This window comes from Pseudodesulfovibrio sp. zrk46, assembly GCF_012516435.1.
Taxonomy (GTDB): domain Bacteria; phylum Desulfobacterota; class Desulfovibrionia; order Desulfovibrionales; family Desulfovibrionaceae; genus Pseudodesulfovibrio.
Window position 1 is genome coordinate 1,564,202 of the sequence record NZ_CP051216.1, and the last position, 12,947, is coordinate 1,577,148.

Consider the following 12,947-nt stretch of genomic DNA (forward strand, 5'->3'; position numbering starts at 1 on the left):
CTCGGGTCAGTGCTTACGCGTTGCCAATAATGAGGTCGCCGCCGACCCGTTCCGGTGCCTGGAAGGTCATGGTGAGGTTCTGGGACAGGTCCATGTTGAAGGTGGGGTTGTCGATGTTCACCACGCTCATCTGGCTGGCGTCCACATAGTTGGTCTCGGAGTTGTCGACCTCCACCTGATTGAAGTCGTTATTGATTTCCACGTTGTTGGAGTTGTCCGCCTCGATGATGCGGGTCTCGGGGAACGCGATGGTGGTGTTGTCCGTGTCCACAAATGTGGTGTCGTTGTCGTTCACATAGCTGATCACCGAGTTGTCTTGGTCCACGAAATTGAAGGTGGCGGACTGGTCGATGATACGCGACTGATCGAAGTTGTTCTCCGAGGAGGTGTTGTAGACGACTGAGAGTTCGTTGTTGTCTATGATGTTGTTGGTGACGTTGTCGACGAACGTCTCCTTGGAGTTGTCCTGATCCACGTACACGAACCTGGTGGACTGATCGATAATGCGTGACTGGTCGAAGTTGTTCTCGGACTGAATGTTGTAGGAGAATTCCAGCTCGCTGTGCTCGTTGATGACCGTGGAGTTATTGTCCACGAAGTTGTCCACCGAGTTGTCCTGCTGGGTGTAGTTGTAGTGGAGGTCCTTCTCGACGTGACTCGAGTTGTCATTCTCGGCAACGTGGTTCTCGGTGTTGACCTCGTTGTAGTTACGCTGCTCGGTGAAGATAACGTCGTTGTCCGAGGCATAGGTCGTTTCGGAGTTGTCTTCGGTGCGGTTGATGAAGTCGGTGTCGGTCTGAACGGTCTTGGAATTGTCGTTCTGACTGATGTAGGTGTCGTCGTAGGTAACCGAAGTCTCGTAGTTCGAGTCGATGACAGACTGCTTGTTCTCGTTCTGCTCGAGAACCGAGTTGTCTACCTGATTGAAATTGGTCTGGTGAGTCTCGTTGGTGGAGGTAGAGTGGTCTTCGGTCTGATGGACCGAGTTGTCGTAATGGATATTCTGATCGCTGTTGGTCTCGTATTCCACAGAGGAGTTGTCCATCTCGGACCGGTCGGTCACGTTGGTCTCGTTGTTGGTCTGCGACGCGTCAACCTGCTTTACCTCAGTATTTTCGTTCTCCACGTTGATGTTGCGGTTCTCCGTGTTTTCGAAGTTCGTGGAGTTGTCCTGTTGGTTGTTGACCTGCCGGTCGCTGTTCACGATGTTCTGCTGGTTCGTTACCTGCGAGATGTGGGTGGCATTTTGCGTGTCCATATGCTCGCTCAGGTCCTGCGTGACGGCCGTGGAGTAATCCATGGCGTTGTCCGTGGTGTTCACTTCCTTGTTGTGGATGATCGGGTTGATGGACTGGTCCATGGAGCGGTCCACGTTCTCCTTGTAGGAGGTCGTGTGCATGTTCTCGATATCCTGCGCCTGATCGATGTTCAGGTTGTAGGTGGAGGACATGTCGATGCCCGTGGCGCGGCCGTCGTCCCCGACGAAATCCACTTCCGGGTGATACGGTTCTTCATAGCCGTCCATGGTGGGAATCCACGGGGCCATGTTGACGTGCTTGGGGTTGAATCCCGCCGAGTGGGTGTTGTGGTGCAGGACGTCGTTTGGCCAGTGCTGGGTGTGGCCAAAGTACATGCCGTGAGGCGTAGTGGATCGCATGGCCTGAATCTGTCCGCCGGGTGTGATGGGGACGATTCCCGTCAGGGTGGGCATGGAAAAGCCGACCGTAGGCGCAATGGGGACGCGACCTGCCGGGGAGATGGGCTGCATGCCGAGGCTCGGGGCAATGGGAACCTGTCCGACGGTATCGGCAGGCTTGTGTCCGGGCGATTCGATGGGGCCGCCACCGCCGCCTCCGCCGCCGCCACCGCCTCCGGTGCTGGGGGAGATGGGAGGTCTGCCCGCTTCGACTGAAGCAGGAACATTGCCGCCGCCGATGAAGTTGCCGCCACCTGTGTTGGAGGTAGCGACTCCGCCGCCTCCACCGCCGCCGATGCTGCCTGCACCTGTGGCCTGACCAGCGCCGCCACCGCCGGTGTTGTCCTTGGCCGTGTCGCCACCGCCGCCACCGCCGATGTGGGCTGCAGATGAGCCGCCGGCCATGCCGCCGCCTCCACCGCCGCCACCGCCACCGCCCATGGCGCCAATAAAGCCGCCACCGCCGGTCGCACCACCGCCTCCACCGCCGCCGGATGTGCCGACGCCGGAGAACGCACCACCGCCTGTGCCGCCAGTGGGTGCGGCATACGGTATTCTCGCCATGGATGTATCGATGGGAACATGCGCAGGTGTGGTGTCGATAGGAACGTGGCCGGGCTCGCCCGTAATCACACGTCCTGCCTCACCTGCCTTAAACGATCCCGCAGGTCCCGCCGTCACATGACCAGCCGGGCCAGCCACGATGAAGTCGGTTACAGACATTGTCTACTCCCGCCAGAGCCGACCGTCCCTGGTCAGCCAAAAAGACGCCAATAATGGCATTCTGACATATATAATATATACGCCCGTGAAAAATGACGTCAAGTCCTGTAGTCGTTCACTCGGGTGAGTGAACGATGCGGGTGTGGACAGAGAGGTAGAGAGGGCTCTCTATTTGTTGATTTCGCCGGCCTTGAGCTGGCCGCAGGCGGCCTTGATATCCGAGCCCATGGAGCGGCGGATGAAGGCGGTGAGGCCGTGGTCCCAGAGGCGCTTTTCGAATGCCTCGACCTGTGCGCGGTCCGGGGCCTCGTAAGGCATGCCCTCGGTGGCGTTGTAGGCGATGAGGTTGATCTTGCCCTTCTTGCGGTTGATGAGCTTGGCCAGCTGGTCTGCGTGCTCAAGGGAGTCGTTGACGTCTTTGAGGAGCAGGTACTCGAAGGTTATCCGCTCACGGGGCCGCATGGGATAGTTGTTCAGGCAGCGCATGAGGTCGTCCAGATGGACCTTGGCGGCCTTGGGCATGATCTTGGCGCGCAGCTCCTGCGTCGGAGCGTGGAGCGAGATGGCAGGCAAGGCCACTTCGAGGTCGCCGAGGATCTTGAGCTTGTCGGGGAAGCCGACGGTGGAGACCATGGAGCGACGCCAGGAAAGGGAGAGCCCGCGCTCGCAGGGCAGGTCGTGGAGCACCTTGAGCAGGTTGTCGAGGTTCAGGAGCGGTTCGCCCATGCCCATGAACACGAGGTTCTTGAGCGGGTTCATGTCCTGATCCTCAAGATATTGGCGGCCCACCAGAATCTGCCCCATGATTTCGCCGTAGGTCAGGTTGCGCTCGAAGCCGAGCTTGCCGGTGTTGCAGAAGGTGCAGGCCATGGCGCAGCCCACCTGTGTGGAGAGGCACTGGGAGTAGCGGTCCTGCATGGGGATGAGCACGGTCTCGATGAGCGCGCCGTCCGTCATGCGGAGCAGTAACTTGATGGTGCCGTCCTTGGATTGCTGGACCTTGGCGATCTCCGGCCAGACGATATTGGCCATGCCCTTGAGCTGTTCTCGAAGCGGCTTGGAAAGGTTGGTCATGCCGTCGATGTCGCGCACGCGTTTCTGCCAGAGCCATTGCCAGATCTGCTCCGTCCGGAATCGGGGGAGTTTCAGGTCTTCGACAACAAAGGCTTCCAGGTCGTTCTTATTCAGCTCGATGAGGTTTTGCATAGCGCGTTCCTTGTAGGGCATTGGGCGGCGGTGTCAAGGGCAGGATTTCGGTCAGTCGTGGTGCCGCAGCCTCAGCTTGCCACAAGGAGCGGCCCTTGGCGAGGGGATTGGATTGAACCAGTCAGGTGGTGCATGGTTGGAAACGGTATAGAAATAAGTGATTTATCATTTGATCTGGTAGAGGTTTATGCTATCGGTTGTTAATGGGACGATTTTTGTGGGCGACTCTCTTCATTTTTCTTGTTTTTCTGGGGCTCACGGCGCATGCCGCCGAGCCGTTGAAGATGTGCGTGGATGATTGGCCTCCCTATGAATACAAGGAAAATTACCAGATAGAGGGTATCTGCGTGAAGGCTGCAAAGGCGGTCCTTGAACGCATGGGGCATGGTGAGTGTTCACTGGTTTCTGCCAACTGGGAGCGGTGCCTGAACAATGTCCGTATCGGTGACGACCATCTGGCGCTTACTGCCGTGAAGACAAGCGAACGCGAGCAGTATGCCTGGTATCCGGATGAGCCGCTGACCACTGCCTACAGGGTGTTCTTCGTCAAGACGGACAGGCGGAAGGTGCTGAGGTATCGCTCTTTGGAAGACCTGAATGGCCGCCGCATTGGTCTGGTCAAGGGGTTTCACTATCCGCCGGAGATCGTTGCCTATGCCGAGAAGCATGCGACCATCCGGTATGCTGCTGATCCCACTACTAATTTTCATCTGTTGCTGGACGACCGTGTAGACTTCGTCTTCGAAGATCTGGCTCCCGGCATGTATATCCTCGAACAACTCCACGCCAAGGACAAGGCCATTCCTCTGCTGGATAGTGTGCTGGAAGAGGAGCCGCTCTACGTCATTTTCAGCAAGGAAAGGGTGGACAAGGTATTCGTGGACCGCTTCTCCAAGGAGCTGGAGCGGTACAAGCAGACCGACGAGTATAAAAAGATATTCTCTCAGTATGATCCGTGGGTGAAGCTGCCCCACGAGAACGAGAACTAGTTGAATAAGAGAGAAAAATGTAAGGCCGGAGATGATGCATCTCCGGCCTTTTTTGTGAGTTTAGATTCGGCTGCCCGGCACATAGTCGCCGGGGAAGAGAGCCTCGAAGCCCTTGCGCACCTTGCTGACGAACTCAGGGTCGCGCTTGAGAGGATCGTGGTAACGCGGGTCCTGCATCATCTCGCGCAGTTTCTCGCGGGACAGCTCCTCGCCCCAGCCCGAGCCGGTGGAGCGCATGCCGCTCTCCAGTACCAGCGGGGCGATCTTGGCAAAGGCGCTGATGACCGCGGCACGATCGCCAGCGCGGGTGGAGTCCAGCGCATGAAGCAGTTCCTTGCCGCCGATGGCCTCGGCCGCGCGCAGGGCTGTGTCGAGCATGCGGGGCGTCTCGGCGCGATGAACTGAGCGCAGGGACTCCAGCTCCTGATCGCGTAGTTTGTCGGCCTCGGCCTTCAGCCCGTGGTGGGTGTCCAGCACCAGCGGCACGAACCATTGGTAGAGGCCTGCCACCTGATCAGGAGTCAGACCCAGCTCAAAGGCAGTGTTCCTGAACCCCTCAATCATGGCCTCCTGCATCTCATAGCCCTCGGGCAGGTCGATGTCCGGGAATGCATACCCCTGTGCATCGGTGGGGCGTCCCAGCGCAGCGAAAAAGGCGTCGCGCAGTTCGTCACTCTCCTGAGCACCGGGAATACGCACGTAGCCTTCGGGTGTCTTGCCGAGCATGCGCTGGGCATGAACCAGCGCCTTCACGGCCTCGTCCTTGGTCTTGTATCGTTTGAGGGCAGGATGGTCGCGCAGGGGGATTTCCTGTTCCCTGCCGTCCTCGCCGATCTGTTTGATGGTCCATTCCTCGGGCAGGGTCATCTGCCAGTCCTGTTCTTTTTGCATAAGTTTTGTATCCATTATTCGTGATCCTTATTGATGAAGTTGGTTTCGTCGCACATGTGCTTCATGTGTAGCACCAGAGAGCGGCGGCCTTCGTTGAACTCGGTGCGTCCCTGGTCCGTGGAAAAGGTGGAGCGCAGGAAACAGCCCCGTTTTTCCAGATCGTCCATGACGGCCATGCCGTCGGGAGTGTCGAAGATGCGCTTGTAGGCGCGGTGCAGTTCCAGCGGGCTAATCAGCATGAGGCGTCTCCTGCGGGCTGCCGGCCTTGGCTGCGGGCGGTTTTGCTGTCAGCATGCCCCACAGCTCTGTCAGCGCGTTGGGGCGGTCCGTGTATGCCTCGGACAATGTCTTGGCCACGCCTGCCAGCTCTGCGATGGTTCGGTTGATACGTTCCTCACCCTGCGCCTGCTGTCTGGATTGCCGCACGACAGCGACGTCTTCTTCCGACTTCACATAGTCGGCGGGAGTGCCGAACAGTTCGGCCACATGACGGGCCACGCGGTCGGTATCGAAGTTGTCCAGCAGCCCCATGGGGTCGCCATTGCCCACCAGCGGCGAGAGGTACTGCATGACCTGCGGCAGTCCCTGCGCTTCGTACTGTTTTTGAGCGCGGGCTACAGGCGAGGTGTATCGCACCTCGATGTCGTCGGGCGTCAGCCCTTCCGGGAAGGGGGGCAGTTCGCCCGCACGCAGCATGATGTTGAAGACACGCTTGATGAGCGGGCTGAGCAGTTCTGTCTGCAAACGCCCCAATACTGGGCCGAGTACGCGCATTTTCTCGCTCTGTCGGATGACCGCCTCAGTGGCGGTCACAGCCGGGCCTTCCGGTTTCAATTGGTCGCCAAGGAAGATGCGCCGGATGGACTCGCGGCGTTGTTCCATCATGTTTTCGGTGGCTGCCAGGTCAACGCGCACAGGCAACGGCTCAATGCGGTCGCTTGATCCGGCTCGGTAGTATGACAGTCCGCCCGGGCCAGACCTCACCGGACCAAGGAAACCGTCATCCGGCACCATGAGCGGCGGGTCAGACATCTTCTCCGCCGCCATCAATGCGGTGCGCGCCATTGCATTCAGCACACGCGTATCCGACAAAGCCGTCAGCCCCGGCCCGCGTCCGTATGTTTCTCCCGCAGCCTTGGCCCATCGCGGCACAAGGTAGGGCATCTCCAGATAGCCGGAGTCCTCCAGCACGGTTTCGGTGTCGATCTCCAGATAGATGGAGCCATACGGGAAGTTGACCGAGCCGATGCCGAACGGATCGCGGTCAGTCCTCGGGAAGACCGCATGCAGGATTTCCACCTTCGCGTCCGGTTTGTCCTCCGACTTCTTGCGCATCTCGTCCGAGCAACTGGCACCCCATTCCCGGGCCACCTGTCGCGCGGTCATCTCAAACCTGCGGTACACGCTGTCCACCACGCCGCGGCTGGACTCGGCCACGTACACTTCGCCCAGTGGCCTTGTGGAGAACCGAACCACGGATTCCGGGTCAGCCTCCACGTACATCACCGCCGTGCCCAGCAGGGCGATATCCAGATACAGCTCATGCACGTTGCTCTGGAATCCGGTGCGCTCACTGTTGAACAGTCCGGTGATGCGATCACGGGTCTGTTCGAGGAAGCTGCGTACCGCCTTGTCATCGCCCTGTTTCGTGTCCTTCACCCGAATGTCGAACCACGGCATGGCCGGGTTGGTCAGCAGGCCGCCCAGACTCGATGCCAGTTGTTCCAGCGCATACATGGGCGTGGAGTCGAAGATGCGCTCGTCGCCGCTGCTGCCGCGCTGCAATCCGCTCGACGTGAACGTATTCTTTCTCGGCAGCATGTATTCGCACAGCTCCTGCCAAGTGCCGACCCATGGCTGGCGGGTTTCCTCCAGTCCCTCGAATCGTTGCAGCAGGGAGCGCGCCAGTTCCTTGCTTTCCATTCTACTCACCGAATTTCTCCTTCAGTGCCGGATTGCGCAGTTCCGGTTCGTCGATGATGCCGATGCCGCCTTTGGTCAGTGTAGAGCCGCCATTGACCTTGGCCGCTTCACGCCGTTTTTCTGCTTCGCGCGCTTCCGTGACCTTTTCCCGTTCACGTTTGCGTTCTTCGGCCTCTTTTTGTCGTTGCTGTTCTTCCTGTGCCTCGCGTTCCGCCTTAAGGTCGGCTGCTCGCGAAGACGTGTCCTGTTTCGGTTGCTGGCCCATGGCGCCACCCATGAACCCGATTGCGGTTTGAACTACGTCCATTGCTCCGCCCATTGGAATTCCTCCTGTTAAATGGTTTTGCAGGAGCATAGACCCGGTGTTTCAACCAAGGACGTTAATGGGCATCAGCAGGGGATGGATGGGTGTGATGGGGATAGAATAAGGTGTTGACAGGGTGGCCTCCGGCGGCCCTGCCGGGGACCTCCTCGCCGGAGGGCGTCTCCGACGGGCAGGACGCTGTCCTGCACCTGCCAAAGGCCGAGGGCCTTTGGAATCCTGTCGCTCGCTTCGCTCGAGGGCGCGCGAGAAAACTATGTGGAGTTCTGTTCAATACGCCGCAACACATTTTCTTGCGGTCGAATGCCGGAAGGGGCGGCGTGGGCTACCGTTTGAAATAGTTCGGCCGAGTCATCCCTTCTCAATTTCGGGGATGTCTCGGCCGAACTATTTCAAACAAAATGGGATTCCAAAGGGTCAGAACCCTTTGGCCGCCGGAGGCGAAATCACCTGACAATCGCCGCGCAGCGGCTTCCTCTCCTTCTTCTCAGTCTCTACCCGCGCACAGCTCTGGCAAAGAACCGACACGTCCGGTCCTGCCACGCGACGAACCCGAGCTGGGCATCGGCATACCATGCGGCGGTGAACGCCTTGGTATCTGCGGACCAGAGCCGCGCCTTTTGCGGATCAAAAGCGGACTGTTGACAGAAATCGCCGGGCTCGGTGGAACCAGTGAACAGAGTGATGAGCTCGTCAATGGTGGGCAATCGCCAGTCGGTGTGTCCGCCGTAGGCGTTCTTGTTGAGCCGATCCACATGGGCGTGGGCGCGATCCCAGGTGAGGGGATAGCGGGAACCGTACTGCTCCCAGACAAGCCCGGTGACGCGATCAGTGATGGTGAAATTCTCGTTGTCCGTGAATTTGCCGAGGGCATACTGGTTGGGCCGCCAGAGATCGTCGAGATCAAAGGTGTCGCGGGCCGCCTTGAGCGTAACCTTGGTGGGGGTCGCGCGGGGTCGCCAGTCGGCGTCATGATGAGCGGGCTCGAGGAGCAGGTCTGCGCCGGAACAGACAGCGTCTTTCTGTTCGGTCCAGATGGCTTCGAGGCGGTCGAGTTCTTCGATCATGGACGGGCCGTCGAGATACCGGTCGTCGGGGTTGGGCGCGAGCGCCTTGGCAAACATCTCGTCCCACTTACAGTCGAGGTCCGGATGAATCTCGCAGATGGGACGGCGGTCGGCGGCGCGTTCTGCAGGGAGCGCTCCCGTGAGCATGCGGTAGAGGGTGACGCCCACGGAGTAGATATCGGAACGGGCATCGGCAGAGTCTGGATCGGCTTCCTGTTCGGGCGCGGTGTAATAGGGGGAGCCCACCACCATGCCTTTGGGGCCGTCCTGTGTCTCGCCGCGCAGCTTGGAAAGACCGAAATCGATGAGCTTGACGTGGCCGGTGCCGCCTTCGTCTTCGGCGAGCATGACGTTGAAGGGCTTGATGTCGCGGTGGATGATGCCTTCGTAATGAAGACGATCCAACCCGGCGAGCATCTCGCGGGCGATGTGCAGGGAGGCTTCCACGCCAAGCCGACGGGAAGGCTGCTCCACTTCGTAGGTCTCGCCCATCAGCACGCCGAGGTTGCCGCAGAAATATTCCATGGTGAAAAACGGGAGATCGTTGTCCGAGCCGTCATGCACGTCCAGAATGGAGGCGATGTTGGCGTGAGAAATGGAGGCCATGGTGGCGGCTTCCTTGAGGAACATGGAGGTGAGCTTGTCCATGCCCACGAGGTCTTCCATGATTTCTGCGGGCTTGAGCACCTTGAGGGCCACGATGCGGCCAGTGACGGGCATGGCGGCTTTGTATACCGCACCCATGCCGCCGCGACCGAGCAGGCCTTTGATTTCATAACGTCCTATTTTCATGGGACGGTTGTAGCGTAGTTCCGGCTAGAGGAAAAGAAGAAGCGAAAGTGCCATGACTCCCATTCCGGTAACCAGACCGAAGATGGAGTGGTGGTGCTCGCCATATTCCTCGGCAGCGGGAAGCAGCTGGTCCAGCGAGATGAAAACCATGATGCCCGCTACGCCCGCGAAGAGCACGCCGAACATGACCGGGGTGAAGAACGGCATGAGGATCAGGTATCCCACTAGCGCGCCTATGGGTTCGGACAGGCCGGAGAGGAAGGAGTAGAGGAACGCCTTCTTCTTGTCGCCCGTGGCGTAGTAGAGGGGGATGGAAACAGCGATGCCTTCCGGGATGTTGTGGATGGCGATGGCAACGGCAATGGCGATGCCGAGGCTGGGGTCGGTCAGGGCCGCGGTGAAAGTGGCCAGACCTTCGGGAAAGTTATGGATGGCGATGGCAATGGCCGCGAACACGCCCATGCGCCTGAGTTTGTCGAAGTTGTGGGTCTCGTCGTTGGGCAGTGCATCCTTGCCCGCGTCGATTTCTTCGATGGAGTGCATTTCGTGGGGGTTTTCGTAGCTGGGTACGAATTTATCAATGATCGCGATGAGGGCGATGCCGCCGAAGAAGGAGGCGACGGTGACCCATTGGGCCGTGACGTCGCCGAGTTCTGCGGTCAGAGCGTGATTGGCCTTCTGCACGATCTCCCAGAAGGAGACGTAGATCATGACGCCAGCAGAGAAGCCGAGCGCAAGGGACAGGAACTTGGTGTTGGTCCGTTTGGAGAAGAAGGCGAAGGCCGAGCCAATGCCTGTGCACAGGCCCGCGAATATGGTGAGGCCAAAGGCGAAAAGTACGGTTTGCATATCCATGTAGGCATATATACTGAAAATGGTGGGGTTGTGCTACCTGCTTGAGGATTTTCTTTTACTGGCGGCGAGTAGGCGGGGTGTGATATGAGGAATGTTATGAAATGCGCTCCTTTCAGATCTTTCATGTGTGTTCGTGCCACGCTCGTGGCGGGAGTGTTTTTCGTATTTATGGCGTACTTTGCTGTCTCGTCCGCATGGGCATCAGACAGGATGTCCGCGACTTTCCTGAATCCCGGTGGAAAGGATGATGAGTTCTTCAGCATGATGACCTCCTTCATGCAGGCGGCAGCCGATGATCTCGGCGTGGAATTGGAAGTAGTCTATTGCGACCGCAATCATCTCAAGATGCGTGATGAAGGTTTGCGCCTGTTGAATCGCCCTGATCCTCCCGAGCATCTCATTCTGATCAATGAAAAGGATGCAGGGGGTGAACTGCTTCGGCTTGCCGCAGACAAGGGGGTGCATGTCGCCCTGATCAATGAAGGTTTGAACGGAGAGTATGGTGATGCCTTCGGTGGACCGGGAGAGATACTGTCCAATTGGATTCTTGAGTATCTTCCTGACGACCGACAGGCCGGCTATCTGCTGGGCAAGGCTCTCATTCAGGCTGCAAGGAACAGGGGAAGCGGGCTGCCAAGTGCCGGTGTGTCCGTGGTTGCCATCAGTGGGAATTACAGAACCGGGTCTTCGGCCCAGCGTGTAATGGGTTTGCGTCAGGCCGTGGAAGAAGAGGGACGGGTCCATCTGCTGCAGGTGGTTCCTGCCTACTGGGAAGAAGCCCACGCCGAAAAGGTCGTGAACGGTGTCATGCAGCGGTATCCCGGCACGTCCGTGATTTGGGCGGCAAGTGACGTGATGGCGCGCGGTGCGCAAACGGCGCTGGCTCGACTCCCCGGCGGTTGGGGGTCAAAGCCTGTGCTGGGCGGAATCGACTGGGCGAAGTTTGCCCTTTATGAAGTCAAGGCGGGGCGTTTTGCCGCCACCGTGGGCGGTCATTTCATGGATGGTGGATGGGCGCTGGTGATGCTGTATGATTTGTATCACGGGATTGCGCTTGAACAGCGGCGCATGCAGTCCAAGTTTTCATTGATCACGCCGGATAATGTGGAAGAATATTTGGAGCGGTTCGGAACGCAGGACTGGAGCACCATTGATTTCACCCGTTTTTCCAAGAAATACAATCCCGGCATGAAGCAATATGACTTTGGTCTGGAAGCCGTGTTGCGGCAGTTGCGTGGGGAGTAGTATATGCCAAAGTTTATTCTGGGGTGGCTTGTATGCCTTGTCTGTTTGTTGCCGGTAGTTTCCTCGGCACAGGAAAAGCCGTTGGTTTACTTTGCTAACCCCGGCTATCAGGATGATTCCTTTTTTGGCCTCATGACCGATTTCATGCTGGCCGCAGCAGATGACCTCGGCTTTGAGCTCAAGGTTTTCTATGGTGAGCGCAACCATGTGCTTATTGATGAGAATATCCGCACTATTTACAAGGGCGACAGGCGACCGGATTACGTCATCGGCATGGATGCTCGTGGCTCTGGAGCGGTCATGCTCGCCATGGGCGAAGAGCAGGGGATCAAGACGATTTTCGTCAATCAGAGTTTTCTGCACAAAGAGCGGACCCGTATGGGGATGCCGGGGCAAAACTACAAGAACTGGCTTTTCGAGTACCTCCCAGATGACGTTCATGCTGGATACATATTGGGGAAAAAACTCATTCAATCGGCAGTTGATCGGAAACTTTTCGATAATGATGGAAGTGTTGTGATTGCTGCTATTAGTGGTCACGACCAATCTGCTGCTTCAATCCTGCGGATGCAGGGGGTACGCAAAGCCGTGGCCGAGTTTCCGCAGGCGAGACTGGTTCAGTCGGTCTCGGCAGGATGGCGTCGGGACAAGGCGCATAATCTCGCTTTACGACTCATGGACCGCTATCCTGAACTGTCGGTGTGCTGGGCGGCCAGTGACCTCATTGCCATGGGGGCAGTGGACGCCATGGGAGAGCGGGGAAAAGTGCCGGGCAAAGACATCATTGTCGGCGGCGTGGATTGGTCGAACGTCGCGCTTCCCTTGATTCGTGACGGCCGATTGGCCGGTTCTGCGGGTGGTCACTTTATGGATGGCGGTTTTGCACTGGTCATGTTGTATGATCTTATCCACGGCGTGGCTGTGTCACCCCTTAGCCGTTCCCGTTTTTCGTTGCTGACACGGGAAAACGTGGATGATTACATCAATCACTTCGGCACCAACGACTGGGGGCAGATAGACTTCCGAAAGTTCTCTAAGGTGTTGAATCCAGAGGTGAAAGAATACGATTTCTCCCTTAAAGCAGTACTTGAACAAGTGCGTTAGTCCTTTTATTATTTGATAAAGAGGCCTCCTCGATGCTTCACGCGTGGTGCGTGCGCTGGTATAAATACGTATTGGCAACGAAAACGAGGAGGCTTTATGCCGATCAAGATCAAGATTTTTTCGGATTTCGTTTG

General features: G+C 58.0%; 11 protein-coding genes. 3 read left to right on the forward strand and 8 right to left on the reverse strand.

Features of this window, described 5'->3' with window-relative positions; translation table 11 throughout:
- Positions 1-13: 13 nt before the first annotated feature.
- On the reverse strand, positions 14-2,419 hold the full coding sequence (locus HFN16_RS07090) for a hypothetical protein (RefSeq protein WP_168890090.1): 2,406 nt from the start codon (positions 2,417-2,419) through the stop codon (positions 14-16).
- 168 nt (positions 2,420-2,587) lie between these two features.
- Complete coding sequence (rlmN, locus tag HFN16_RS07095) at positions 2,588-3,625, reverse strand: 23S rRNA (adenine(2503)-C(2))-methyltransferase RlmN (protein WP_168890091.1); 1,038 nt, start codon at positions 3,623-3,625, stop codon at positions 2,588-2,590.
- 203 nt (positions 3,626-3,828) lie between these two features.
- Between rlmN and HFN16_RS07100 the strand changes: the two genes are divergently transcribed.
- On the forward strand, positions 3,829-4,614 hold the full coding sequence (locus HFN16_RS07100) for a transporter substrate-binding domain-containing protein (protein ID WP_168890092.1): 786 nt from the start codon (positions 3,829-3,831) through the stop codon (positions 4,612-4,614).
- A gap of 60 nt (positions 4,615-4,674) precedes the next feature.
- Here the strand turns inward: HFN16_RS07100 and HFN16_RS07105 are convergent, their stop codons facing one another.
- The 6 genes from HFN16_RS07105 to zupT form a co-directional block, all read right to left on the reverse strand.
- On the reverse strand, positions 4,675-5,520 hold the full coding sequence (locus HFN16_RS07105; protein WP_168890093.1) for a hypothetical protein: 846 nt from the start codon (positions 5,518-5,520) through the stop codon (positions 4,675-4,677).
- Positions 5,520-5,744, reverse strand: a complete 225-nt coding sequence (locus HFN16_RS07110; RefSeq protein WP_168890094.1) for a hypothetical protein — start codon at positions 5,742-5,744, stop codon at positions 5,520-5,522. Before HFN16_RS07110 ends, HFN16_RS07105 begins: the two co-directional genes overlap by 1 nt.
- On the reverse strand, positions 5,734-7,428 hold the full coding sequence (locus tag HFN16_RS07115) for a portal protein (protein ID WP_168892284.1): 1,695 nt from the start codon (positions 7,426-7,428) through the stop codon (positions 5,734-5,736). Before HFN16_RS07115 ends, HFN16_RS07110 begins: the two co-directional genes overlap by 11 nt.
- Position 7,429: 1 nt before the next feature.
- Entirely contained in the window at positions 7,430-7,747 is a 318-nt protein-coding gene (locus tag HFN16_RS07120) for a hypothetical protein (RefSeq protein WP_168890095.1), read from the reverse strand.
- A 497-nt stretch (positions 7,748-8,244) separates the two neighbouring features.
- Entirely contained in the window at positions 8,245-9,609 is a 1,365-nt protein-coding gene (locus HFN16_RS07125; RefSeq protein ID WP_168890096.1) for a DUF1566 domain-containing protein, read from the reverse strand.
- A gap of 24 nt (positions 9,610-9,633) precedes the next feature.
- Positions 9,634-10,464, reverse strand: coding sequence for a zinc transporter ZupT (gene zupT, locus HFN16_RS07130; protein WP_168890097.1), 831 nt, complete (start codon positions 10,462-10,464; stop codon positions 9,634-9,636).
- A gap of 168 nt (positions 10,465-10,632) precedes the next feature.
- Between zupT and HFN16_RS07135 the strand changes: the two genes are divergently transcribed.
- Together HFN16_RS07135 and HFN16_RS07140 are read left to right on the forward strand one after the other, a co-directional pair.
- Positions 10,633-11,709 carry an ABC transporter substrate-binding protein gene (locus HFN16_RS07135; protein ID WP_168890098.1) on the forward strand — a complete coding sequence of 359 codons (1,077 nt, stop codon included), beginning with the start codon at positions 10,633-10,635 and terminating at the stop codon, positions 11,707-11,709.
- A 3-nt stretch (positions 11,710-11,712) separates the two neighbouring features.
- Positions 11,713-12,813 (forward strand): ABC transporter substrate-binding protein, encoded by a 1,101-nt coding sequence (locus HFN16_RS07140; protein WP_168890099.1) that lies wholly within the window; start codon positions 11,713-11,715, stop codon positions 12,811-12,813.
- Positions 12,814-12,947: the final 134 nt, after the last annotated feature.